The sequence below is a fragment of the Nonomuraea aridisoli genome (genome assembly GCF_003236395.1).
GTDB lineage: Bacteria > Actinomycetota > Actinomycetes > Streptosporangiales > Streptosporangiaceae > Nonomuraea > Nonomuraea aridisoli.
Window position 1 is genome coordinate 1 of record NZ_POUD01000093.1, and the last position, 23,286, is coordinate 23,286.

Below are 23,286 nucleotides of genomic sequence, written 5' to 3' on the forward strand. Positions count from 1 at the left end.
GCCCACGGCCCGCCACCCGCCGAGCCCCCGAATGGTCAGGTGCAGCAGCGTGCCGAACAACACCAGCACGCCGAGGACGCCGAACAGCGCGCCGACCAGGGGGTTCACGCCGCGGCCCCGCGCGACTCCAGCCGCCGCCGCAACATCCGCAGCGCATGGTGGGTACGGGACTTGACCGTCCCCGAAGGCACCCCGAGCCAGCGGGCGATGTCGGAGCCGGACGTGCCCAGCAGGTGGACGTGCACGATGGCCTCCCGGTGCGCCGGGGCGAGGCTGCGCAGCGCGTCGATCAGCACGCAGTGGTCCACGATGCGGCCCGACTGGTCGGGCGCCACCATGTCGTCGGGGAAGTCCGCGGCGAACACGCCCACCGGGATGGCGCGGTCCTTGCGCCAGCCGTCGATGACCAGGTTGCGCGCCACCCGGAACAACCACATCCGGATCGGCCGGTCCTGCCAGTCGAGCCGGTCACCGAGCTGCCAGGCGCGCAGCAGGGTCTCCTGGACGACGTCCTCCACGTGGTGGGGGTCGTGACCCGCGAGGTCTCTGACGTAGCGGTGCAGACTCTCCCGTTCGGCGAGGAGCAACTCCTCCCGCCGGCGGGTGGTGGCGGTGTCATCCAGCGGCGAGCCGCCGGTCATGCCGTCTGAACGGCTCATCGCATTGCTCTCTCAAAAGAGTTCCGTGGTGCCGCCGAGCCGTGCGGGGTGGCCGCGTGGCTCAGCGAAGGCCGAGTGTAAGAACGGCGCTGACAGCGTGGCCTGACAGAAGGTGAAGATCAGATGATCTTGAGGAGAACGGCGGCCCACCTGGTGGCACTCCCCGCTTCTTGATCATTTATTGGCCGCCGGGCCACCCCCGGTACACCCGCCGGATACCCGTTCCCAAGACAGTGATCGCCGCCCGAACCGTCTTGGAGTGAGCAGTGCCCCCCTCCCGCAAGTCCTCGTCCGACCCCCACGCTCAGCGCGAGCCAGGCTTCGCCGAGACCTTCACCGCCCACACGCCCGCCCCGCCGCGTGGGTGGGTGCCCGCCTCCCGTGTCTGGACCACCCTGGCCGGCGCGGTGGCGCTCACCGCCGTGGTGATCCTGGGGGTGACCTGGCTCCCCGGGTACGTCTCGCGCGCCTACCGGGCCTCCCTTGCCCAGCAGCCGGTCGCCGCGGCCGCGCCCATGACGAGCGCCGCCACCACGCCGTCGGGCGCCGCCTCGGTCGCGCCGCCGTCGGTCGCCCAGCCGCCCGTCACGGAGGGCCCGGAGTTGCCCGCCTTCCCGACGGTGCAGCCGCCGCCACCGCAGGTCGCGGTCCCGATCGTGACGACCGTGAAGACGGTGCGGCCGAGCCGGCAGCCCACGCCGCACCGGCGCCGGCACACCGCGACCACGTCGCCCCGCCCGCTTCCGACCGTGACCGTCACCCGTTCCGCGACCGCCGCTCCCACCTCGAAGGCGAGCACCCGTACGCCCGAACCGGTCAGGTCGCAGACGTCACAACCCGCCGCGAAGCCGTCCACGCCGCCGCCCGCCGCGCCCCGCGAGACGCCCGCGTCGGCGAACATGCGGGCCGCCACCCAGCCGGACTCCGCCCCCGGCACCACGGTGGTGAACTACGGCTCCGGCAAGTGCATCGACGTCACCGACAACCGCAGGGCCGACGGCACCCCGCTGCAGATCTGGAGCTGCGGCGGCGCCGCCAACCAGAAGTGGGACTTCCAGCCCGACGGCACCGTACGCTCCCTGGGCATGTGCATGGAGGTCGCCGGCGGCTCGACCGCGAACGGCGCCCCCGTCCAGCTCGCCACCTGCAACGGCGGCTCCGCCCAGCGCTTCGTCCTGAACAACGCCCACGACCTGGTCAACCAGGCCGCCGACAAGTGCGTCGACGTCAAGGACAAGGCCACCGGCAACGGCGCCCGCCTGCAACTGTGGTCCTGCGGCGGCACCTCCAACCAGAAATGGCACAAGGGCTGACCCAGGTCCGCGAGCGTGCTCATCCGTCCGTCAGGGTGAAATGGCGGACAGGTGGTGGAGGGTGTGGGCGGTCGGTGTGCCGGGGTCGGCGGTCATGAAGACGACCTGCTGGTCGTCGTCCGGCACGGTGAGGACGTCGCAGTTGAGATGGAGCGGGCCGAGGTCGGGGTGCTTCATGGTCTTCGTGCGGTGGCCAGGGGCGCGTACCGGGTTGGTGGCCCAGATCTCGTTGAACTCCGCGCTGCCCGACCGCAGCTCCGCCAGCAGGGCCGCCAGGCCGGCGTCGCGCGGGTAGCGGTCGGCGGCGGCGCGCAGCCGGGCCACCGCGTACGCGCCGAACTCCTCGTGCCCCGCGGTGAACACCTCCTCGCGGGCCAGGAACCGCCGCCGGGCCAGGTTCGGCTGCGCGCGCAGGTCGCCGCAGCGTCTCGGCGAGCGGGTTCCAGGCGATGACGTCGTACGTGGCCGCGGTGACGACGACGTCACCGGGGCCAACAAGGGCATCGGCAAGGAGATAGCCCGTCAGTTCGCGCAGGCGGGGCTCACCGTCCACGTCGGCTCGCGCGACGCCGAACGCGGACGGGCCGCCGCCGAGGAGATCGGCGGCGACGCGAGGCCGCTCGTGCTCGACGTGACCGACCCCGCGAGCATCGCCGCCGCCGCGCGCCGCGTCGGCGCGCTGGACATCCTGGTGAACAACGCCGGCATCTCGGACGAGGCCGCCACACCCGACCAGGAGGACGTCGAGATCTTCCGCCGCGTCTACGAGACGAACGTCTTCGGCGTCGTCGCCGTGACCAACGCGTTCCTGCCGGCGCTGCGGCGGTCCGCGCGTCCCCGGATCGTCAACGTCTCCAGCGGCACCGGCTCGCTGACCTGGGCCACGGGGCCGGAGTTCGCGCACAGCGGCGCCCACGCGGCCTACCGCTCGTCCAAGTCGGCGCTCAACGCCCTGACCGTCTTCTACGCGCACGCCCTGGCCGGCGACGGGGTCAAGGTCAACGCCCTGGCGCCCGGGCTGCGGCGTACCGACCTCAACGCCACCGCCGCCGGGAGCGGAGGCGACCCGGCCGAGGCCGCGACGGGCGCCGTCCGGCTGGCCCTGCTTGCGGACGACGCGCCTTCCGGCGGCTTCTTCTCCTGGGACGGCACGCCGGTCCCGTGGTGACCGGCGCCTTCGCGGCGGACGCTCAACCGAGCTGATCGTCCGGCGGGGCGCTGGGCCCGCGGTAGGGCAACGTCTGGCTGTAGACCACGTTGGTGGTGGTGCTGCCGAACTGGGCGAGTTCGTCGACGAGGCGTTCGAGGTGGGCCATGGATCCGGCCGCCACCTTGAGGGTGTAGCAGTCCTCGCCGGTGGTCCGCAGGCACTCGAGGATCTCCGTACGCTCGGCGAGCAGCCGGCGGAGCGGCTCGTGCCTGCTGCCGGGGTACTTCAGGCGTACCAGCGCCATGACGGTGAAGCCGACCATGGCGAGGTTCACGTCGGCGCGGTAGCCGGAGATGACGCCCAGAGACTCCAGCCGTCGCACCCGTTCGGTGGTCGCCGAGGCGCTGAGGCTGACTTTGCGTCCGAGCTCGGTGAGCGGGATGCGGCCGTCGCGTTGCAGCTCTCCCAGGATCACCCAGTCGGTCTCGTCGAGATCCTTGGCCATCGGGCGAATATACCGGCAGATTTCCGGCTTACCCCGGTATATGCCGTGAAAGATGCCTTCCATGGCGGTGAGGCGTCTCGATAGCGTTTTTCCATGCGAATCGGGGTGAACGTACCGAACTTCGGGCCTGGGACCGACCCGGCCGTGCTGCGCCGCTGGGCGCTGACGGTGGAGGCCCTCGGGTACGACCTGCTGATGATCTCCGACCACGTGGCGGTGACGCCGGACGTCGCCCAGCAGTATCCGGCTCCGTTCTACGAGCCCTTCACCACGCTGTCGTGGCTGGCGGGTGTCACCGAGCGCATCCGGCTCGGGACCTCGGTGCTCATCGTGCCGTATCGGCATCCGCTGCTCGTCGCCCGGATGGCGGCCAATCTCGCCCGGATCAGCGACGGACGGCTCGTGCTCGGGGTGGGCGTGGGCTGGGCGCGCCAGGAGTTCGAGGCCCTCGGGGTGCCGTTCGAGCGGCGCGGGCGGCTGACGGACGATCACCTGCGCGCCATGCGCGCCGCCTGGGCGGACGAGGACGACTACCGCAGCGGCCCGATCCCCATCTGGGTGGGCGGCAACAGCGAGGCGGGCATGCGCCGGGCGGTGCTCCTCGGCGACGCGTGGCATCCGCTGCGCGACCTCACCGTCCAGCGGCTGCGCGACGCGGCCGGCCTCCTGAAGGAACTCGCCGACCAGATGGAACGCCCGGTGCCCGCGCTGACCCCGCGGATCCTCCTGCGGCTGACCGATTCTCCCATCCCGGAGTCTGACCGGGTCGCCGGCGAGGGGTCCATCGAGCAGATCGTCGACGACCTCCGGCAGCTGCGCCTGCTGGGCGCCGACACCGTCGTCCTGGATCCGTTCGGCGGGAACCCGGACGAGACGCTGCGTCCCCAGACGGCCTGGCGGGCGCTCGCGACCGTGGCGGAGCACTGGGACCTGGACATCCGACACGACGAACGGAGCGGCGATGACGCCTGAGGACGAGAGATTCCTGCGCCGGGCCATCGAGCTGGCCGCCGGAGCCGGCGCGAGCGGAGGCGCCCCCTTCGGATCGCTGCTGGTCGGCCCGGACGGCGAGGTGCTCGCCGAGGAGCACAACACCGTCACGATCGACCGCGACATCACCGCTCACCCGGAGCTGAAGCTCGCCCGGTGGGCGGCCCGCGAGCTGGACCCGGAGACGGCGGCGGCGACCACGATGTACACCAGCTGCCAGCCCTGCTCCATGTGCTATGGCGCCATCCAGCGATCCGGCCTGGGCCGCGTGGTGTTCGCGCTGTCCACCGAGCAGCTCGTCGGGCTCAATCCCGGCGCCGGCTGGCCGGAGGTGCGGCAGGAGGGCCCGGCCCTGTACGACGAGGCCCGGGTCCCGATCGAGGCCCGGAACCCCTGAAGCCTCGGCGTCATCTGGCGAGCAGGTCCCGCAGCGCCTTGACGATCTCCGCGGGGGACTCCTCGGCCATGAAGTGGCCGAACGAGACGGTGCGGTGGTCGAGGTCGTCCGCCCAGGCGCGCCAGCGGGACGCCGCGTCGTACCCCAGCATCGCGCCCCAGTCCTGCTGCAGCACCGTCACCGGCATCCGCAGCCGGTTCCCGGCCCGCCGGTCGGCCTCGTCATGCTCGACGTCCACCGTCGCCGTGGCGCGGTAGTCGGCCACGATCGACCGCACGGCCCCCCGCGACGCCTCCAGGTACGCGGCCCGCACGTCGGCGGGGATCGCGTCCGTGCTCCACAGGTCGAGGAAGTGACCGAAGAACGCGTCCGGCGCGGCGCCGATCAGCGTCTCCGGCAGGCCGGGCGGCTGGGCCATCAGGAAGAGGTGGAAACCGGGCGCCGCCGAGCGGCCGTGCAGGACGTCCCAGGTGTCGAGGGTCGGCAGCACGTCCAGCGAGGCGAGGTGGGTGACGGCGTTCGGGTGGTCGAGCCCGGCCCGGATCGCCACCAGCGCGCCGCGGTCGTGCCCGGCCAGCGCGAACCGCTCGTGCCCGAGCGCCCGGGCCAGCGCCACGATGTCGGCGGCCATGGTGCGCTTGGAGTAGGCGTGCCCGTCGGTGTCCTCCGGTTTGTCGCTGGCGCCGTAGCCGCGCAGGTCGGGGCAGATCACCGTGTGGTCGGCCGCCAGGTCGGGGGCGACGTGCCGCCACATGAGGTGGGTCTGCGGGAAGCCGTGCAGCAGCACGACGGGGCTGCCGGTCCCGCCCACGGCGACGTTGAGCGCGACCCCGTCCGCGACGGTGATCCGCTGCCGGGTGAATCCGCTGATCTCGATGGTCATGTCGGCCTTCTCTGGAGTGTTCGTGCCGCCCGGTCGGACGGCGTGCCCACCCTGCCGTGGCCCGATCAGCACGCGGTCAGCATTCACCTGGGCGGATAAGTTGAAGGGGATGTTGTCGTTCGGGGTGCTGGGGCCGCTGACGGCCGAGGACGAGCGCGGCCCGGTCTCTCTCAAGGGGCCCAGACACCGCGCCGTGCTGGCCCGGCTGCTGGTCGCCCGTGCCCGCGTCGTGCCCGTGTCGTGGCTGGTCGCCGACCTCTGGGACGATCCGCCGGAGGGCGCGGTCGGGGCGGTGCAGACGTTCGTCGGCGCGCTGCGCAAGGCGCTGGAGCCGTCACGTCCGCCGCGCACGCCGTCGCGGCTGCTCGTCACCGCGCCGCCCGGCTACGCCCTGCGCGCCGAGCCGGAGGCGGTGGACGCCTGGCGGTTCGAGGCGGCCGTCGCCGAGTCCGCGCGGCTGCTGGACGGCGGCGCCGCCCCAGAGGCGCTCGCCCTGCTCGACGAGGCGCTCGGGTGGTGGCGGGGGCCCGCGTACGCGGAGTTCGCCGAGCTGGACTGGGCGCGCGGCGAGGCCGTCCGGCTGGACGAGCTGCGCCGGCTGGCCGTCGAGCGCAGGGCGGAGGCGGCGCTGGCCTGCGGGCACGCCGCCGAGGCCGTACCCGACCTGGAGGCGCACGTCGCCGCCCATCCGCTGCGCGAGGACGGCTGGCGGCTGCTGGCCCTGGCCCTCTACCGGACCGGCCGCCAGAGCGACGCGCTGGCCACGTTGCGGCGGGCGCGGGAGACGTTGCGTACCGAAGTGGGGGTGGATCCGGGGGCGGGCCTGCGCCGGCTCGAATCCGACATCCTCGCGCACGCCCCTCACCTCACGCCGGAAAAGGCCGGGCCGCCGGCGCAGCCATTCGTGGGACGGGTGGCGGAGCTCGGCGAGCTGGAGGGCGTGGCGGCCGACGTCGCCCACGCGGGGCGGTCGCGGCTGGTGCTGCTGTCCGGCGAGGCGGGCGCGGGGAAGACCGCGCTGACCGACGCGCTGCTGCGGCGGCTGGCGGCCCGCGGCTGGACCGTCGCCAGGGGCGCCAGTCCCGAGCTGCCGGGCGCGCCCGCCGCCTGGCCGTGGAGCCGGATCAGCGAGCAGCTGGCCGGGCGTCCGCCCGCCGAGGAGGAGGGGGAGCGGTTCGGGCGGCATCGGCGGATCTGCGCCTACCTGCGCGACCTGGCCGCCCGCAGGCCGGTCTCCCTCGTCTTCGACGACCTGCACTGGGCGGACGAGGAGACCCTGGCCCTGGTGACCACCCTGGCCGGCGAGCTCGGGCCGGCGCCGGTCCTGGTCGTGGCCACGTACCGGTCGACGGAGATCTCCGCCGCGCTGGCCGAGGCGCTGGGCCGGGCCGCGCGCCACGAGCCGGGCCGGGTCTACCTGGGCGGCCTCGCCGAGCCCCAGGTGGGGGAGCTGGCCCAGGCGCTCACCGGGCGCGCCGTGCCGCCCGGGGACGTACGCACGATCCACGCCCGCACCGGCGGCAACCCGTTCTTCGTCAGGGAGCTCGTGCGGGTGTGGGAGAGCGGCGGCGGCGCGGCCCTGCGCGGCGTCCCCGCCGGGGTGCGCGACGTCATCCGCCACCGTCTGGCCGCGCTCCCCGAGACCGCCCGCACCCATATGCGCCAGGCCGCGGTGGTCGGCCAGGAGGTGGACCTCGACGTGCTCGTCCCGCTGGCCGGCGACGAGGAGGGCGTCCTCGACTCCGTCGAGTCCGCCCTGCTCGCGGGTTTCCTGGTGGACTCCGGTGGCCTCCGGTTCGCCCACGCGCTGGTCCACGAGACCCTCTACCAGGACGTTCCCCGTCCTCGCCGCGCCCGCTGGCACGCCAGGGCCGCCGAGATCGCCGAACGCGTCCGGCCCGGCGACGTGGAGACCGTCGCCCACCACTGCCTGCGCGCGGAGGGCGCCGCGGACCCGCGCCGTACGGCCCGTTCGGCCCGCGCCGCGGCCGAGCGAGCGGAGCGCAGGTCGGCCCCGCACGACGCCGCCCGGCTGTGGCGGGAGACGGTCGCGGCCCTCGACCGCTTGCCCGGGGCCGACCCGCTCGCCCGGCTGGAGGCCGTCATGGGCCTGGTCAGGGCGCTGGCGGTGACCGGCCGCCTGCCTGAGGCCCGGCGCCACCGCGCCGAGGCGGCCCGCGCGGCCGAGGCCCTCGGCGATCCCGTACGGACCGCCATCGGCGCCGAACTCCTCGACCTGGCCGCCGGGCACGACGAGCTGGCGGCGTTCGAGGTGCTCGGTCACCTGATCCAGATGCAGGCCAGGGCAGCGCTGGCCGACCTGGACGCCGCCGACCGGCACGCCGCCGCCGCCGACCGGCTCGCCGAGCGCTACGACCTGCCGCTGGTGGGGGTCTTCACCACCTGGTACGCCGCCCTCCGCCACGCCGTGAGCGGGCGGGTGGAGCAGGCGCGGGCCGCCTACCGTGCGGCCGCCGCCCGGCTCTCGGGGACCGGCATGCCCGGCGTGGAGGACGGGCTGCTGCCGCTGGCCCTGCTCTGCCTCGGCGACGATCCCGAGCCGGACGGCGGGTGGGGGCCGTACGAGAAGTGGGCCCTTCCGGTGGTTCTGCTCCGCCGGGGGCGCCCGGACGAGGCCGCGGCCCGCGCGATCCCCGAGTCGCCGCGTGACCTGCTCTTCGAGGCGCGCGCCTGCCTACATGCCATGGCGGCGATCGAGGCGGGCGACCGTCCGGCGATGGAACGCCTCTACGAGCTGCTGCTCCCGGCGGAAGGGGAGCTGGCCGGGGCCGGGAGCGGTCTGGTCACGCTCGGGCCGGTCGCGCTCTACCTCGGCCACCTGGCCACCGCCCTCGGCCGGCCCGGCGCCGCGGCCCACTACCGGCGGGCGGAACAGCTCGTCTGATCAGCCGGGCTCCTGGTCGTTCACGGCGTTCGCGGCCCGGGAGCCCTTCACGCCGCCCGTGACCGCGAGCGCCAGGAGAGCGGCGGCGGTCACCAGGGTCACCGTGACCCCCGCCTCCGGCACGAGCCACACGCCCACGCCGCCCGTGATGCCGGCGACCCCGGCGATCATCGTCGGCACGCCCGCCGCCTTGTTGGCGGCCCGGAACGCCGCGTCGCTGCGCATGCTGGCGACGGTGCGCACCCCGGCGACGGAGTTGCGCGGCAGCCGTTCGATCCGGCCGAGGTAGCCGATGACGAGGACGAGCAGCCCGGCGAACCCCAGCACGAACGGTATGACGTCCATCATCGGATGGTAGATCTTTTGGACCGTGCCCTACCAGGTTGAGGCGTGCCTCTATGGCCGGGGTTGTCCCGTTATACCCAGCGCTTTCAGCCTCTCCAGGCGCTTCTGAAGGCCGTAGAATTCGGCTGTCCGGCAGGCGCTGACATTGCCGTCACCTAACCTTTACGTTACCTTTGTCCGACTGTGGGGGCCGGTTGATCGCAGCAGTTCCGGCTGCGCACGCCGGTGGACGAGCCGAGGGCGAACGAAAGGTCACCAGGTCACGCATGGGCGTCGTGAACACGGGCTTCAAGCGAAGGGCTCGCCTGCTGGGTGAGGCGCTGCGTCCCCCGCGGCAGCTGACGATGGCGGAGCCCAAGGAGGTCAGGGACCTCAAGGAGGCGAAGACCCCGCGTCCCCCCAAGCGCACGCAGATCGTCGATTACAACGTTCCGATCATGCCGCGGCAGGTGGATTCGCCGGTCTTCGTGATCGCCTCCGTCCGCTCCGGCTCCACGCTCCTGCGCATGCTGCTCAACAGCCACTCCCGCATCCGCGCCCCGCACGAGCTGCACCTGCGCACCATCAACGTGCAGCTGACCCCCGGCTTCTCCGAGCAGTCCATGCAGGAGCTCGGGCTCGACCAGATCGAGCTGGAGCACGTGCTGTGGGACCGCATCCTCCAGCTGGAGCTGGAGCGCAGCGGCAAGGACGTCATCGTCGACAAGACCCCGGGCAACGTCTTCACCTGGGAACGCCTCAAGTACGCCTGGCCGAACGCGAAGTTCCTCATCCTGCTGCGCCACCCCGAGGGCGTCGTCTCCTCGCTGGAGAACCGCAAGGGCAACACCTCCACCCGGGAGGCGCTGGAGGCGAACGCGCTGAAGTACTTCAAGCCCCTGGACAAGGCCCGCCGCACCCTCGGCGGCCTCACCGTCCGCTACGAGGAGCTGACCGCCGAGCCCGAGCGCGTCACCCGCGAGATCTGCGCGTACCTGGGCGTGGAGTGGGAGCCGGGCATGCTCGAGTACGGCAAGTACGACCACGGCGACTTCGTCCCGAACCTCGGCGACCGCAGCGACAACATCAAGTCCGGCCGCATCCAGGCCGCCCGCACCTTCGCGACCACCTCCCCATCCCTCGCCAAGTACGCCAAAGCCTGGGGCTACACCACCTGACCCTTTGGCACGGTCCGCCCCGGCCGAGCAGATCAGTCGTGTTTTTCGCCGCCGCCGATGCCGAGCTCCTGGGCGACGTCCTCGAGGTTGTCGAACGTCCGGTCCGGCAATGAGCGAAGCGCGGACAGCACGCCGTCCGGGGCCGACTGGGATCGCGCGCGTTCCAGCAGTGTCGCGCGATCGGCCGGGAAGGCGTGCACCCCGCTGATCCACCGAGCCAGGTCGCTGCGGCGCTCCACCTTCTGCGCGCTCATCCCCTCCGGCGACCCGGGCTGCCGCCCTGCGACGCGTCCCTCGTCCTCGTGGCGATTCATGTCCAGGCTCCTTCCGACGTCCGGCCGAATCCCATACCCTCGGCGAGCCGTGTCGCACGTGAATGCCGGTACGGCGGAGGGGCAGGGATACGGGATGCCGCCTCCTCCGTCGCCCCGCGTCAGCCGGCCGGTGATGTATCACCGCTGGTCGGAGATGACCTTCATCCACTGGCGCTACCCGCCCGCCCGCGTCCAGGCCCTGGTCCCCGAAGGGCTCACCGTCGAGACCTTCGACGGGACGGCGTGGGTCGGCCTCACCCCGTTCCTCATGCGCGACGTACGGCCCCCGGGCCTGCCGGCGCTCCCGGGGTTGTCGAGCTTCCCGGAGACCAACCTGCGGACGTACGTCCGGGACGAACGCGGCCGCAGCGGGATCTGGTTCTTCTCCCTGGACGCGGGGCTCCTGCCCGCCGCAGTCGGCGGCCGGACCGGCTACTGGCTGCCGTACTTCTGGTCCGACATGTCGGTCGAGGCCGAGGACGGGAAGATCCGCTACCGCTGCCGCCGACGCCTGCCCGGCCCGAGCGGCGCCCGCTGCGACGCGGACGTGGAACGGGGCGAACCGCTGGGGGAGAGCGAGCTCGCCCACTTCCTGACGGCCCGCTACCGCCTGTTCACCGTCGTGGCGGGCCGGCTGGCCGCCGCGCAGGTGGAACACCCCGACTGGCCGCTGCACCACGCCCGCCTGCTCAACCTGGACCAGGACCTCGTACAGGCCGGGGGCCTGCCCGTTCCCGAGGGGCCCGCAGTGGTGCACGCCTCTCCCGGGGTGCCGGTCCGCGTGGGGATGTGGACTTGGTGACCGTCAACGGCTGAACGCCCGCTCACGAGGCACCGGCGCGACATCGGAGCGGCGGCCGGGCTTCTTCGCCGCATGGCGCTGACCGGGTCCGGGCCCGCCACGAGAGGCGAGGGTGTCCGCGACGACGCCGGTCACCAGCCCGTAGACGCCCTTGTGCAGCACGTCCACCGCCAGCTCCCGTCTCGGCCAGGTCTGGGGCGGAGCACCGACGCCGGTGGCGTTCTCCAGGATCTGGTCGCTGGTCAGCCGCACCACGGTGAACATCAGTGACGACCACGCACCCCGCAGCCCCACGTGTGCCATGAGCGACCGCAGCACTCCCACCAGGGCGCCCTGCCCGACGTGCATGCCGAGGTTCGCCGCCTGCGACGCCCGCCCGCGATGTTCCTTCATGCCGGTCAGCCGCTCCATCACGCGCGCCGGGACATAGGAGTCGGGGCGGCCGGTCAGCCGCTGCTCGACCTTCTCCGCCAGCGTCATCGCGACCGCCCCCGCCGTACCGGCGATCAGGCCTTCCCGCAGCACGCCTCTCATCATGAGCGCCGACTACCCCCGGTCCCTTGCTCCACACCGCGCCCGGTTTGCCCCCGTCGGGGAGGGGCAGCCGCGGGGCATGAAAGCCGCATCAACGACGTTCCGTTCACGCCCTCGCCTGTTCCTGCTGGCGGCCGCCGCGACGGGAGCGGTCGTGCTGGCGGCCCGGGTGATGCGCTCCGCGCGGCCCGCGCGGACCACCTGGTTCGCCGTCACCGTCGAAGCGGACCCGTCGGAGCTGTCGGGACCGTCCCGCCCCGACGCGCTGGCGCGCCTGGCCGAACGGCACGAGGTACGCGTCACCCGGGCTCCCGGCGGGCGGGGCAGCGAGATCGCCGTCCGCGCCGCCGACGGCCGCACCAGGGAAGAGGTACGGGCGCTCAAACAACTGCTGGAGACCGGCGAGGTGCTCGTGGTGGAAGGACAGCCGGAAGGGCACCGTACGGTCCTCGGGCGGGTCGCCCGGCCGGCGTTCCGGCAGCTGACCAGGAGGGGAGCGCGATGAGAGCGCTGTGCTGGACCGGCGTGAACGAGGTGTCGGTCGAGGACGTCCCCGAGCCGCGGCTGCTCAACCGCCAGGACGCCCTGGTCAAGGTCACCGCCAGCTCCGTGTGCGGCTCGGACCTGCACCTGCTGGACGGCTACGTGCCCGCGATGCTGGCCGGCGACGTGCTCGGGCACGAGTTCGTCGGCGAGGTCGTCGAGGTCGGCCCGGACGTACGCGAGCGGCGGCCCGGCGAACGCGTGACCGTGTGCTCGATCATCGGATGCGGCCGCTGCCACTACTGCCGGGAGGGCCTGTGGTCGCTGTGCGACAACACCAACCCCAACCCCGGATTCCAGGAGAAACTGAACGGGCACGCCTCCGCCGGCATCTTCGGCTACTCACACGCCATGGGCGGCTTCGCCGGCAGCCACGCCGAGTACGTCCGCGTCCCGTACGCCGACGTCAACGCCTTCCCGGTGCCCGAGAACGTCCCCGACGCGAGCGCCGTGTTCGCCTCCGACGCCGTTCCCACCGGCTGGATGGGCGCCGACCTCGGCCAGGTCGGGCCGGGCGACGTGGTGGCCGTGTGGGGGTGCGGCGGCGTCGGCCAGATGGCCGCCCTGGCGTCGCTGCGCATGGGCGCCGACCGGGTGATCGCCATCGACCGTTTCCCCGAGCGGCTGGACATGGCCGCCGCGCTCGGCGCCGACCCGCTCGACTACGAACACACCGACGTGCTCGACGCGCTCAAGGAGCTGACGGGCGGGCGCGGGCCGGACGTCTGCATCGAGGCGGTCGGCATGGAGTGCCACGGGACCGGCGCCCAGTACGCCTATGACCGCGCGAAACAGGCCGTACGCCTGCAGACCGACCGCGGCCTGTCGCTGCGCCAGGCGATCCAGGCCTGCCGCAAGGGCGGCACCGTCTCCGTCCTGGGCGTCTACCTCGGCCTGGTCGACAAGTTCCCGATGGGCGCGCTCATGAACAAGGGCCTGACCCTGCGCAGCGGACAGCAGCACGGCCAGCGGTACATCCCGATAATCCTCGACCGGATGAGCAAGGGTGAGATCGACGCCTCACCCCTGCTCACCCACCCCATGAGCCTGGAGGACGGCCCGAAGGGCTACGAACTGTTCAAGGAGAAGCTGGACGGCTGCGTCCGCGCCGTCTTCCAACCATCGCGGAGCTGAGGAGGACGCCATGCCGGCACGAGGTGAGCCGTCGGTCGCGGCTTCCGGCCAGTGGCGCGACGAGCACGGCGTACGGATGCCGTCCGGCGAGGCGCACGCCTGGTACCCGGGCACGAACCAGACCCTGTGCGGGCTGGCGCTCAGCCGGGCCGGCCTGCTCCGGTTCCACCATGTGCGCTGGCCCGAGGTGTTCCCGGAGTCGGGCGGCGCGGCCGAGGAGATCGGCGAGGTGTGCCGGAGATGCGTCGCCGCCTCGGGCCGCCGTTCCCACCGGGGCTGGAGCCGCCGCTGGACCAGGACCTCGCCACGTCCCTAGGCCGCTCACCCCGTGTCCGCCGGCCGTTCCGGGCGGTCGAAGGGATACCGGCGCCGGAAGTCGTCCTCCGCCTCCGCCAACGACATGAACGTCACCCCGTCGTGCCCGCGCATGTAGGCGATCAGCCGTTCGAGCATGAGCAGCACCTGCGGCCGGCCGCTGACGTCGGGATGGAGGGTGATCGGGAAGACGGCGTAGTCGAGCTCGCGGTAGACCCAGTCGAACTGGTCGCGCCACTGCTGCTCCAGATCACGCGGGTTGACGAAGCCGTGGCTGTTGGGCGACTTCTTGATGAACATCATGGGCGGCAGGTCGTCGAGGTACCAGTTCGCGCAGAACTCGACCAGGTCCACCTCCCGGCCGTGCACCAGCGGCTTCATCCACGTCTCCGCGTCCTGGCCGTAGTCGATGCGCGTCCACTGCTCGCCGGTGCGCGCGTAGAAGGGCTGGAAGTCGCGATACGACTGGGAATGGTCGTAGCTGAAACCGTTGCGGAGCAGCAGCTCGATCGTGTGCGCGGACATCTCCCACCACGGCGCGACGTAGCCGCGGGGCCGCACGCCCAGGATCCGGTCGAGCACTTCCAGGCTGCGGCCCAGCACGTCCGCCTCCTGCTGAGGAGACATGTCGACCGGGTTCTCATGCATGTAGCCGTGCGCGCCGACGTCGTGACCGGCCGCCACGATCAGCTGCATCTGCTCGGGGAACGACTCCACCGAGTGGCCGGGCACGAACCAGCTCGTCCTGATGCCCTCGCGGTCGAACAGCCGCAGCAGCCGGGGAGTGCCGACCTCGGCGGCGAACACCCCCCGCTGGATGTCGTTCGGGGAGTCCTGTCCGCCGTACGAGCCGATCCAACCGGCCACCGCGTCCACGTCGACGCCGAGGCAGACGTTGATCGTCTTCATGCTCCCTCCGTTCCTGTCGTCGCGGACGAACAGTCAGCCTTGGGCCAGGATGTCGGCCGCCGCGCTGATGCCATCCGTGCTGCCCATGACGACCACCAGATCGCCGGGGGCGAAGACGAAGCTCGGGGCCGGGCTGATGAAGAGCCGGCCCGCGCGTGCCACCGCCACGACCGAGGCGCCCGTACGGGTCCGTACCCCCGCCTCGCCCATCGGTCGGCCCGCGTACGGCGAGTCGTCCCCGATCGTCAGCTTCACGGTGACCGGCTCCTCGGCCACACGATGGAACTCCTCCAGCCCGTGGTCGGCTCGCGGCTCGCCGAGCAACTCCGCCACCGCGTTCGCCTCGTCGCCGTCCAACTCGACGGTCTCACGGGCGAGGTCGGCGTCGTCCTGGTCGTAGATCACCAGATCCCGGCGGCCGGTGCGGTGGGAGACCACGCCGAGCCGGCGCCCCGACTGCGTGGTGAGCTCGTGCCGCATGCCGATCCGGGGCAAGGCCGTTCGTCGGATCTCCATGGTGTGCTCACTCCCCGCGAGGTACGTACCCACTCCCGGCGACGGGAGTCCGAACGGTCCTGAGACGCGACAGGACGATGCCGCCGGGATTGACTGGGATCGGACCGATCGTCTCGACTCAGGGAAGACCTCATGGTGAAACGAGTCCTGCTCTCCCTTCTCCTGGTCATGGCGGTGCCCGCCGTGCTGCCTCCCCCGGCGGGCGCCCGTCCGCCCGCCGTCGTCTTCGACACCGACATGGACTTCGACGACGCGGCCACGCTCGCCTACCTCTCCCAGGAGCACAAGGCCGGCCGTATCGACTTACGCGCCATCACGGTGACGAACGACGGCGCCGGGCTGCCCGGCAGGGCGATCAGGCACGCCAGGTGCCTGGCGCAACGCCTGGGCCTGCACGACGTCGCCATCGCCGACCGCACCGGCGGGGCACCCAACACCTTCCCCGCCGAGCTGCGGCAGCTCTTCGACCGAGTGCTCACCGCCGCCACCCCCGGATGCGCCGGGGACGAGCGCCCGGCCCGGCTGAGCGCGTCCCAGCTGATCAGGAAGATGGTGCGCGCCGACCCCTCGACCCAGATCATCGCCACCGGGCCGCTCGGCAACGTGGCCGCCGCACTGCCCGCCTCCGCCTCCCGGCTGACCACGATGGGCGGCGCCATCGGCGTGCCGGGGAACCTGTGCTGCGGCACCCCACCGGAGTTCGACGGCACGCAGGAGTTCAACTACTGGCTCGACCCCGCCGCCGCGCGCGACGCGCTCACCCGCAGCCGGGGCGGCGTCCGCATGGTGTCGCTGGACGCCGCCAACGCGGTGCTCATCACCGACTCCTTCATCGACCGGCTCCGCGCCGACCACCGCACCCCGGCGGCCGCCACCGTCCTGGAGATCGTCACCCATCCCGAGGTCGCGCCCCTGATCGCGGACCGCCTCCTCTACTGGTGGGACCCGCTCGCCGCCATGACCGCCATCCACCCCGGCCATGTCCGCTTCACCACAGGCCGCGTCGACGTCGTCGTGGACGGCCCCTCGGCCGGCCGCACGATCCTGTCGCCCACCGGGCGCCTGCTGTGGTACGGCGTCGCCGCCGGCACCACCGCCTTCGAGAACCGCTTCCACGCCACCCTCAACGCCGGCGGCTGACCGCGCGGGCAAGGCGGCGGCGCCTCTTCGACGCATGAAAGGATCGCACCGTGTCCGGAGATGCCCGCCGCCTGCTGATCGTGCACCACACCGCCTCCCCTACGCTGCAGGAGATCTTCGAGGCAGTACGGCGGGGCGCCACCACCGACGAGATCGAGGGCGTCGAGGTGGTCACCCGCGCGGCGCTGCACGCCACCGCCGTCGACGTGTTCGAAGCCGACGGCATCATCCTCGGCACACCGGTGAACATCGGCTACATGAGCGGCGCGCTCAAACACTTCTTCGACACCATCTACTACCCGTGCCTGGAGGAGACCCGGCGCCTGCCGTACGCGCTCTACGTGCACGGCAACAGCGACGCCACCGGCGCCGTCCGCGCGGTCGAGTCGATCGCCGCCGGGCTCGGCTGGCAGCAGGTCCACCAGCCGCTGACGGTCATAGGGGCGCCGACCAAGGACGACCTGTCGGCCTGCTGGGAGCTCGGCGCCACCGTCGCCGCGACCATCAGCCCCGCCTGACCCGATAGCCGGTAGCCGTTCCGGGGAAGTATGCGCTGGTCAGCGTAGGTTTATTGCTGGGGGCGGCAATGTTCATCGAAACAGCGGCGAGGCGTGGCACGGCATTGGTGGCGGGAGCGCTGGTCCTCGCCGCCTGTGGCGGCGTTCCGGCGGTTCAAGATGCGTCCGTCCTGCCGAACGCCACCACGAGCGCTCAGCCCACCGCCGACTTCAACGACGCGGACGTGATGTTCGCGCAGATGATGAGCGTGCACCATCGTCAGGCGGTCGAGATGGCCGAGATGGCGGCGACGCGGGCGTCCAGCGCCCAGGTCAAGGACCTGGCGGCGGAGATCAGGACCACTCAGCAGCGGGAGATCGCCACCATGCGGCAGTGGCTGAAGGCGTGGGGGAAGCCGGAGCCCACCGCCGGGATGGGGCACGAGATGCCGGGAGCGATGTCCGAGGCCGACATGAACAGGCTGGAGGCGGCCGAGGGAACGGCGTTCGACCGGGAATTCCTCCGGCTGATGATCAGGCACCACGAGGGTGCGATCGCCATGGCCCGCACTGAGCAGCGGGAGGGTGAGAACCCGCAGGCCAAGCAGTTGGCCGGCGCGATGGTGACCGACCAGCAGGACCAGGTGGACCAGATGCGGGAGATGCTCGACCGGCTTCGATGACGCCCGAGGATCGCGTTCCTGGTCTTGTCCAGCCTTGACGCGCGCATACTATAGGGGGGTATGGTAATTCTGAGGAGAACGGAAGGGGCGGTCATGGTCGGCTACAGCCACGACAAGCAGGACCAGCTGCGCCGGTTGCGCCGGATCGAGGGTCAGGTGCGCGGGCTGCAGCGGATGGTCGAGGACGACAAGTACTGCATCGACGTCCTCACCCAGGTGTCGGCGGCCACGAGCGCCCTGCACTCCGTCGCGCTCTCCCTGCTCGAAGACCACCTGGCGCACTGCGTCGCCGAAGCCACGATCAAGGGCGGCCCGGAGGCCGAGGCCAAGATCAAAGAGGCTTCCGACGCCATCGCGCGGCTCGTCCGATCCTGACGACAAGACCTGGAAAGGGTTGATTGACATGACCACTGCCACCTACACCGTCAAGGGCATGACCTGCGGACACTGCGTGAGCTCGGTCAAGGAGGAGGTCGGCGAGGTCGCCGGGGTCACCTCCGTGGAGGTCGACCTGGCCAGTGGCCTGCTGACCGTCGGCGGCGACGGCCCGATCGATCCGGCGAAGATCGTCGCGGCCGTCGAGGAAGCCGGCTACGAGGTGGTGAATCCGTCATGAACACCGCGACCAGACTCGGTGCGTACGTCCTGGGGCTGGCCGTCGTCTTCGGCGGCGCCCTGGGCGCGGGGCGGGCGATCGGCCCGACCGGCGCTCCGTTACCGGCGGAGGACCACAGCGCCATGGCCCCCGCCAAGGAGACGGCGGAAGGCCACGGTGACGACCATGGCGGCACCACGCAACAGGCCGCCAGTGATACCCCCGGGGGGCTCCAAGTGTCCGACAAGGGTTACACCCTCAACCCCCTGACCACCATCAGGGCCGGCGAGCCCACCGATTTCCGTTTCACCGTGACGGGCCCGGACGGCAAGCCGCTGACCCGCTACGAGGTCGAGCACGAGAAGGAGCTGCACTTCATCGTGGTCTCGCGGGATCTGGCGACGTTCCAGCACCTGCACCCGACGCGGGCCGCTGATGGCGTGTGGTCGACGAAGCTGACGCTGGAGGACCCGGGCGCGTACCGGGCGTTCGCGGACTTCGTCCCCGCGGGCGGGAGCGGCCTCACCCTGGGCGCGGACCTGTTGGTCGCCGGCGACTATGAGCCAAAGCCCCTGGCCGAGGCCGGCCGTACGGCGGAGGTGGACGGCTACACGGTCACCCTCGACGGCGACCTGGTGCCGGGGCGGTCGAGCAAGCTGACGCTCAGCGTGAGCAAGGACGGCGAGCCGGTGACGGACCTGCAGCCGTACCTCGAGGCGTACGGACATCTGGTGGCGCTGCGGGCCGGCGACCTGGCCTACCTGCACGTGCATCCCGACGGCGCGCCGGGCGACGGCAAGACCGCGGCGGGCCCGGAGATCGTCTTCTACGCCGAGGCGCCGAGCACCGGCGACTACCGGCTGTTCCTCGACTTCCAGCACGAGGGCAAGGTCCGCACCGCCGACTTCACCGTCCAGGCGGGCGCCGGGCAGCCCAGGCCCACGGCGGAGCCGGGTGCCGGTCCGTCCCACGACGACGACCACACGCACTGATCGCAAGGACGCGAAGGAAGGAGAGGTGGAATGTCCTCCGTAACCGAAGGCAGGGCCGTCGAACTCACGATCGGCGGCATGACCTGCGCGTCCTGCGCCAACCGCATCGAGCGCAAGCTGAACAAGCTGGACGGCGTCACCGCGACGGTCAACTACGCGACGGAGAAGGCGAAGGTCGCCTTTCCCGAGGGCATCGACCCGCAGCAGTTGATCGCCGAGGTGGAGAAGGCCGGCTACACCGCCGCGCTGCCCGCGCCGCCCCAGGCCGATAAGGCGGAGGAGCCGCAGGACGAGCTGCGGCCGTTGCGCCAGCGGCTGATCACGTCGGTCGTGCTGAGCGTTCCCGTGATCGCGATGGCGATGATCCCGCCGTTGCAGTTCACGAACTGGCAGTGGTTGTCGCTCGTGCTGGCCGCGCCGGTGGTGGTGTACGCGGGGTGGCCGTTCCACAAGGCGGCGTGGACCAATCTGCGCCACGGCGCCGCGACGATGGACACGCTGATCTCGATGGGCACGCTGGCGGCGCTCGGCTGGTCGTTGTGGGCGCTGTTCTTCGGTACGGCGGGCACGCCCGGGATGACGCATCCGTTCGAGTTCACCATCGCGCGCAGCGACGGCTCCGGCAACATCTACCTGGAGGCCGCGGCGGGGGTGACGGCGTTCATCCTGGCCGGGCGCTACTTCGAGTCCCGCTCCAAGCGGCGGGCCGGCGCGGCGCTGCGGGCCCTGCTGGAGCTGGGCGCCAAGGACGTCGAGCTGGCCGACGGCCGCCGTGTCCCCACCGACCGGCTGAAGGTCGGCGACACCTTCGTGGTACGGCCGGGCGAGAAGATCGCCACCGACGGCGTGATCGTCGAGGGCTCCTCGGCGGTGGACGCCTCGATGCTGACCGGTGAGTCCGTTCCCGTCGAGGTCAGGCCCGGTGACGCGGTGACTGGCGCGACGGTGAACGCGGGCGGCCGCCTGATCGTCAAGGCCACCCGCGTCGGGGCCGACACCCAGCTCGCCCAGATGGCCAAGCTGGTCGAAGAGGCGCAGACCGGCAAGGCCGCCGTACAGCGCCTGGCCGACCGCATCTCCGGGATCTTCGTCCCGATCGTGATCGCGCTGGCCGTCGGCACGCTGGGCTTCTGGCTCGGCACCGGCAACGGCGTGGCGGCGGCGTTCACCGCGGCGGTGGCGGTGCTGATCATCGCCTGCCCGTGCGCGCTCGGCCTGGCCACGCCGACGGCGCTGCTGGTCGGCACCGGCCGGGGCGCCCAGATGGGCATCCTGATCAAGGGTCCGGAGGTGCTGGAGTCCACCCGTCGCATCGACACCGTCGTGCTCGACAAGACCGGAACGGTCACCGAGGGCAGGATGACCCTCACCGCCGTGCACCTGGCCGAGGGCGAGACCCGCGAGGAGGTCCTGCGGCTGGCGGGCGCGCTGGAGCACGCCTCGGAGCACCCCATCGCCCAGGCCGTCGCCCGGGCGGCCCAGTCGGACGCCACGGTCGAGGACTTCGCCAACGTCGAGGGCCTCGGCGTGCAGGGCATCGTGGACGGTCACGCGGTCCTGGTCGGCCGGCCCCGGCTGCTGGAGGAGTGGTCGCAGCACCTCCCGCCGCGGCTCGCCGACGCGCTGGCGGCCGAGCAGGCCGAAGGACGTACGGCGGTCGCGGTCGGCTGGGACGGCAGGGCACGGGCGGTGCTGGTCGTGTCCGACGTGGTCAAGCCGACCAGCAAGGAGGCGATCGGGCAGCTCAGGGCGCTGGGCCTGACCCCGGTGCTGCTGACCGGCGACAACGAGGCCGTGGCCACGAGCGTGGCGGCCGAGGTGGGCATCGACGAGGTGATCGCCGGAGTGCTGCCCGCCGACAAGGTGGACGTGGTCAAGCGGCTCCAGTCCGAGGGCAAGGTCGTGGCCATGGTCGGCGACGGCGTCAACGACGCCGCCGCGCTCGCCCAGGCCGACCTGGGCCTCGCGATGGGCACCGGCACCGACGCCGCCATCGAGGCCTCCGACCTGACGTTGGTGCGGGGCGACCTGAGGGTGGCCGCGGACGCGCTGCGGTTGTCGCGTCGTACGCTGTCCACGATCAAGGGCAACCTGTTCTGGGCGTTCGCCTACAACGTGGCCGCGCTGCCGCTGGCCGCGCTCGGCCTGCTCAACCCGATGATCGCGGGAGCCGCCATGGCGTTCTCCAGCGTCTTCGTGGTCAGCAACAGCCTGCGGCTGCGCCGCTTCAGGTAGAACCACCCGCGGATGGCTCCGGGCGAACACCGGCCCGGAGTCATCCGCCGTAGGGTGCTTCGCATGGCGAAGACCGGAGCGGGCCGGCCCGCGTCCGTACGGCGTGCCGACGCCGAACGCAACATCGCGGCGATCCTCGACGCGGCGACCAGGCTGATCAGCGCGGACCCCACCGTGAGCGTGGCGGACATCGCCAAGGCCGCCGGAGTGGGCCGGGTGACGCTGTACGGGCATTTCCCCTCGCGGAAGGCCCTGACGGTGACTTCCGCGACGACCTGCCTCTCTCCTGGCTGGTGACCATGTTCTTCTCGATCGTCCACAGCGTCGCCCAGGAATGCGAGGCGGGCCGGCTGGATCCGGACGAGGCCGAATCCGTTCTGGTCAAGACGATGCTGTCGCTGCTCTCCGCCCCTCGGCGGCCTCATGGTCCTCGGCGGGCGGCTCGCCGACGCGTTCGGCGCCCGGAGCACGCTCCTGGCGGGGCTGGGACTGTTCACCGCGGCCTCGCTGATGTGCGGGCTGGCCGGCGACGGCGCCGTGCTCATCGCCGGGCGCGCGCTGCAGAGCCGGGCCACCGGGCGCGCTGCCGCGCTGCCGCGCTGCTCGTTCGCGACCTGCCCGCGCTGCCGCCGGGCGTCCGGCACATCGAGCAACTGGTGGACCCGGTGGCCTTTCTGAGCGAACTCGCCGCCGACGAGTTCGACCTCCGCCTCGACGACCATGAGCGAGGTACCCGCCGCTGACTGTCGGCCGACCGGTCAGGGGCGGCCTCAGCTGCGGATCTCGGCGGGCTCGGCGTGTCCGGTCCCGCGGGTACGAAGGGTTACGGCGGCGAGGAGCGCGCCGGCGAGGGCGATGCCGGCCGCTCCGATGAACGCGGCGGAGAAGCCGTCGGTCAGGGCGGGCAGGTCGCCGAGCCGCCCGGAACCGTTGGCGGCGGCCACGGCGGTCATGGCCGCGAGACCGAGTGCGGAGCCGACCTGGTAGCTGGTGTTGACGATGCCGGAGGCCAGGCCCCCTTCCTCGGGACGGGCGGAGGAGATGGCGGTGCCCAGGGACGAGATGAAGGCCAGCGACATGCCCAGCGCGGCGACGAGGCCGGCAGGCAGGACGTCGGCGGCGAAACTGCCGTCGGGACGGATGAACGCCAGCCAGACCATGCCGGCGGCGAGCAGGCCAGCCCGATGACGGTCGTGGCCTTGGGGCCGAACCGTCCGATGGCCCTGGGCGCCAGGACGATCATGCCGATCATGATGAGGACGGTCATCGGCAGCAGCGGCCCCGCTGGGGAAGGCGCTGTAGCCGAGGACCTGCTGCGGGTAGAGGTTGAGGAAGAACCACATCGGGAACCAGGCCCCGCCGAGCAGCGTCTGGGTGAGGTTGGCGGCGGCGAGGTCCGGGGTGCGGAAGACGGACAGGCGCATCAGCGGCTCGCGGCGGCGGGCCTGGATCGCGACGAACGCCCCGAGCAGCGCCACGGCCGCGGCCAGCACGAGCCAGGTCTGCGCGGAGCCCCAGCCGACCTCGGGTGCCCGGACGATGGCGTAGACGGCGGCGCCGAGGCCGAGCGTGACGGTGAGCGCGCCCAGCACGTCGACGGAGCCGCGCCGGGCCGGGGCGGCGGGCATCAGCGGGCCGGTGGCGAGCAGGGCGACGAGCGCGATGGGGATGTTGATGTAGAAGACCCAGGGCCAGCTCAGGTACTCGGTGATGACGCCGCCGAGGAACACTCCCGCGGTGCCGCCCGCGGGGGCGGCGGCGCCGTACAGGATT

Annotated in this window: 29 protein-coding genes; 19 read left to right on the forward strand and 10 right to left on the reverse strand. The window is 72.2% G+C overall.

Annotation, left to right across the window (positions count from 1 at the left end; all coding sequences use genetic code 11):
• Positions 1–104 precede the first annotated feature (104 nt).
• Entirely contained in the window at positions 105–659 is a 555-nt protein-coding gene (locus tag C1J01_RS22390; RefSeq protein WP_220040043.1) for a sigma-70 family RNA polymerase sigma factor, read from the reverse strand.
• 266 nt (positions 660–925) lie between these two features.
• On the opposite strand from C1J01_RS22390, the gene C1J01_RS51355 reads away from it, so the two are divergent.
• Positions 926–1,972: an RICIN domain-containing protein gene (locus C1J01_RS51355; protein ID WP_220040044.1), complete on the forward strand. Its 1,047-nt coding sequence runs from the start codon at positions 926–928 to the stop codon at positions 1,970–1,972.
• Positions 1,973–2,002: 30 nt separating this feature from the next.
• On the opposite strand, the gene C1J01_RS51360 is transcribed toward C1J01_RS51355, so the two are convergent.
• Positions 2,003–2,335, reverse strand: a complete 333-nt coding sequence (locus C1J01_RS51360) for an MmyB family transcriptional regulator (RefSeq protein ID WP_220040050.1) — start codon at positions 2,333–2,335, stop codon at positions 2,003–2,005.
• Here C1J01_RS51360 and C1J01_RS22405 point away from each other — a divergent pair.
• Positions 2,328–3,140: an SDR family oxidoreductase gene (locus tag C1J01_RS22405; protein ID WP_220040045.1), complete on the forward strand. Its 813-nt coding sequence runs from the start codon at positions 2,328–2,330 to the stop codon at positions 3,138–3,140. The genes C1J01_RS51360 and C1J01_RS22405 overlap by 8 nt on opposite strands.
• A gap of 22 nt (positions 3,141–3,162) precedes the next feature.
• Here C1J01_RS22405 and C1J01_RS22410 read toward each other — a convergent pair whose 3' ends face one another.
• Positions 3,163–3,627 (reverse strand): Lrp/AsnC family transcriptional regulator, encoded by a 465-nt coding sequence (locus C1J01_RS22410; protein WP_111180933.1) that lies wholly within the window; start codon positions 3,625–3,627, stop codon positions 3,163–3,165.
• A 93-nt stretch (positions 3,628–3,720) separates the two neighbouring features.
• On the opposite strand from C1J01_RS22410, the gene C1J01_RS22415 reads away from it, so the two are divergent.
• Positions 3,721–4,599 carry an LLM class flavin-dependent oxidoreductase gene (locus C1J01_RS22415; protein WP_111180934.1) on the forward strand — a complete coding sequence of 293 codons (879 nt, stop codon included), beginning with the start codon at positions 3,721–3,723 and terminating at the stop codon, positions 4,597–4,599.
• Positions 4,589–5,014: a nucleoside deaminase gene (locus C1J01_RS22420; protein WP_111180935.1), complete on the forward strand. Its 426-nt coding sequence runs from the start codon at positions 4,589–4,591 to the stop codon at positions 5,012–5,014. The genes C1J01_RS22415 and C1J01_RS22420 overlap by 11 nt, the downstream gene beginning before the upstream one ends.
• Before the next feature lie 10 nt (positions 5,015–5,024).
• Here the strand turns inward: C1J01_RS22420 and C1J01_RS22425 are convergent, their stop codons facing one another.
• Positions 5,025–5,897: an alpha/beta fold hydrolase gene (locus C1J01_RS22425; protein WP_111180936.1), complete on the reverse strand. Its 873-nt coding sequence runs from the start codon at positions 5,895–5,897 to the stop codon at positions 5,025–5,027.
• Positions 5,898–6,006: 109 nt separating this feature from the next.
• Here C1J01_RS22425 and C1J01_RS22430 point away from each other — a divergent pair, with 109 nt between their 5' ends.
• Entirely contained in the window at positions 6,007–8,802 is a 2,796-nt protein-coding gene (locus C1J01_RS22430) for an ATP-binding protein (RefSeq protein ID WP_111180937.1), read from the forward strand.
• Here the strand turns inward: C1J01_RS22430 and C1J01_RS22435 are convergent, their stop codons facing one another.
• Positions 8,803–9,150 (reverse strand): SdpI family protein, encoded by a 348-nt coding sequence (locus C1J01_RS22435; protein ID WP_146615686.1) that lies wholly within the window; start codon positions 9,148–9,150, stop codon positions 8,803–8,805.
• Between the two features lie 263 nt (positions 9,151–9,413).
• Between C1J01_RS22435 and C1J01_RS22440 the strand changes: the two genes are divergently transcribed.
• Positions 9,414–10,304 (forward strand): sulfotransferase family protein, encoded by an 891-nt coding sequence (locus C1J01_RS22440; protein WP_111180938.1) that lies wholly within the window; start codon positions 9,414–9,416, stop codon positions 10,302–10,304.
• Between the two features lie 32 nt (positions 10,305–10,336).
• Here C1J01_RS22440 and C1J01_RS22445 read toward each other — a convergent pair whose 3' ends face one another.
• Positions 10,337–10,618, reverse strand: a complete 282-nt coding sequence (locus C1J01_RS22445) for a DUF2795 domain-containing protein (protein ID WP_220040046.1) — start codon at positions 10,616–10,618, stop codon at positions 10,337–10,339.
• 94 nt (positions 10,619–10,712) lie between these two features.
• On the opposite strand from C1J01_RS22445, the gene C1J01_RS22450 reads away from it, so the two are divergent.
• Positions 10,713–11,420: a YqjF family protein gene (locus tag C1J01_RS22450; RefSeq protein WP_111180939.1), complete on the forward strand. Its 708-nt coding sequence runs from the start codon at positions 10,713–10,715 to the stop codon at positions 11,418–11,420.
• Positions 11,421–11,423: 3 nt separating this feature from the next.
• Here C1J01_RS22450 and C1J01_RS22455 read toward each other — a convergent pair whose 3' ends face one another.
• The gene (locus C1J01_RS22455; protein WP_220040047.1) at positions 11,424–11,945 is read right to left on the reverse strand and encodes a hypothetical protein; all 522 of its coding nucleotides are present in this window, start codon (positions 11,943–11,945) and stop codon (positions 11,424–11,426) included.
• Between the two features lie 88 nt (positions 11,946–12,033).
• On the opposite strand from C1J01_RS22455, the gene C1J01_RS22460 reads away from it, so the two are divergent.
• Genes C1J01_RS22460 through C1J01_RS22470 form a run of 3 tightly spaced genes read left to right on the forward strand, consistent with a single transcriptional unit; the run spans position 12,034 to position 13,947 of the window.
• Positions 12,034–12,459, forward strand: a complete 426-nt coding sequence (locus tag C1J01_RS22460) for a hypothetical protein (protein WP_146615687.1) — start codon at positions 12,034–12,036, stop codon at positions 12,457–12,459.
• A complete protein-coding gene (locus C1J01_RS22465; protein WP_111180942.1) occupies positions 12,456–13,631 on the forward strand; it encodes a zinc-dependent alcohol dehydrogenase in 1,176 nt (391 codons plus the stop codon). Before C1J01_RS22460 ends, C1J01_RS22465 begins: the two co-directional genes overlap by 4 nt.
• A 10-nt stretch (positions 13,632–13,641) precedes the next feature.
• Positions 13,642–13,947: a hypothetical protein gene (locus tag C1J01_RS22470; RefSeq protein ID WP_111180943.1), complete on the forward strand. Its 306-nt coding sequence runs from the start codon at positions 13,642–13,644 to the stop codon at positions 13,945–13,947.
• 5 nt (positions 13,948–13,952) lie between these two features.
• On the opposite strand, the gene C1J01_RS22475 is transcribed toward C1J01_RS22470, so the two are convergent.
• A complete protein-coding gene (locus C1J01_RS22475) occupies positions 13,953–14,855 on the reverse strand; it encodes a polysaccharide deacetylase family protein (RefSeq protein WP_111180944.1) in 903 nt (300 codons plus the stop codon).
• Between the two features lie 33 nt (positions 14,856–14,888).
• Positions 14,889–15,371, reverse strand: a complete 483-nt coding sequence (locus C1J01_RS22480; RefSeq protein ID WP_111180945.1) for a cation:proton antiporter regulatory subunit — start codon at positions 15,369–15,371, stop codon at positions 14,889–14,891.
• A gap of 132 nt (positions 15,372–15,503) precedes the next feature.
• Between C1J01_RS22480 and C1J01_RS22485 the strand changes: the two genes are divergently transcribed.
• From C1J01_RS22485 to C1J01_RS52315, 9 genes are all read left to right on the forward strand, one after another.
• On the forward strand, positions 15,504–16,511 hold the full coding sequence (locus tag C1J01_RS22485; RefSeq protein WP_111180946.1) for a nucleoside hydrolase: 1,008 nt from the start codon (positions 15,504–15,506) through the stop codon (positions 16,509–16,511).
• Between the two features lie 50 nt (positions 16,512–16,561).
• Positions 16,562–17,029 carry a flavodoxin family protein gene (locus C1J01_RS22490; protein WP_111180947.1) on the forward strand — a complete coding sequence of 156 codons (468 nt, stop codon included), beginning with the start codon at positions 16,562–16,564 and terminating at the stop codon, positions 17,027–17,029.
• Between the two features lie 68 nt (positions 17,030–17,097).
• Positions 17,098–17,691, forward strand: a complete 594-nt coding sequence (locus C1J01_RS22495; RefSeq protein WP_111180948.1) for a DUF305 domain-containing protein — start codon at positions 17,098–17,100, stop codon at positions 17,689–17,691.
• A 93-nt stretch (positions 17,692–17,784) separates the two neighbouring features.
• Positions 17,785–18,066, forward strand: coding sequence for a metal-sensitive transcriptional regulator (locus C1J01_RS22500; RefSeq protein ID WP_111180949.1), 282 nt, complete (start codon positions 17,785–17,787; stop codon positions 18,064–18,066).
• 28 nt (positions 18,067–18,094) lie between these two features.
• Positions 18,095–18,307, forward strand: coding sequence for a heavy-metal-associated domain-containing protein (locus tag C1J01_RS22505; RefSeq protein WP_111180950.1), 213 nt, complete (start codon positions 18,095–18,097; stop codon positions 18,305–18,307).
• Positions 18,304–19,278 (forward strand): DUF8832 domain-containing protein, encoded by a 975-nt coding sequence (locus tag C1J01_RS22510; protein ID WP_111180951.1) that lies wholly within the window; start codon positions 18,304–18,306, stop codon positions 19,276–19,278. The genes C1J01_RS22505 and C1J01_RS22510 overlap by 4 nt, the downstream gene beginning before the upstream one ends.
• Before the next feature lie 30 nt (positions 19,279–19,308).
• Entirely contained in the window at positions 19,309–21,513 is a 2,205-nt protein-coding gene (locus C1J01_RS22515) for a heavy metal translocating P-type ATPase (RefSeq protein ID WP_111180952.1), read from the forward strand.
• A 63-nt stretch (positions 21,514–21,576) separates the two neighbouring features.
• Positions 21,577–21,810 carry a TetR/AcrR family transcriptional regulator gene (locus C1J01_RS22520; RefSeq protein ID WP_111180953.1) on the forward strand — a complete coding sequence of 78 codons (234 nt, stop codon included), beginning with the start codon at positions 21,577–21,579 and terminating at the stop codon, positions 21,808–21,810.
• A 126-nt stretch (positions 21,811–21,936) separates the two neighbouring features.
• The gene (locus tag C1J01_RS52315; protein ID WP_235854598.1) at positions 21,937–22,191 is read left to right on the forward strand and encodes a hypothetical protein; all 255 of its coding nucleotides are present in this window, start codon (positions 21,937–21,939) and stop codon (positions 22,189–22,191) included.
• 92 nt (positions 22,192–22,283) lie between these two features.
• Here the strand turns inward: C1J01_RS52315 and C1J01_RS22535 are convergent, their stop codons facing one another.
• Positions 22,284–23,243, reverse strand: a complete 960-nt coding sequence (locus tag C1J01_RS22535) for an efflux MFS transporter permease (RefSeq protein WP_220040048.1) — start codon at positions 23,241–23,243, stop codon at positions 22,284–22,286.
• Between the last annotated feature and the right edge of the window lie 43 nt (positions 23,244–23,286).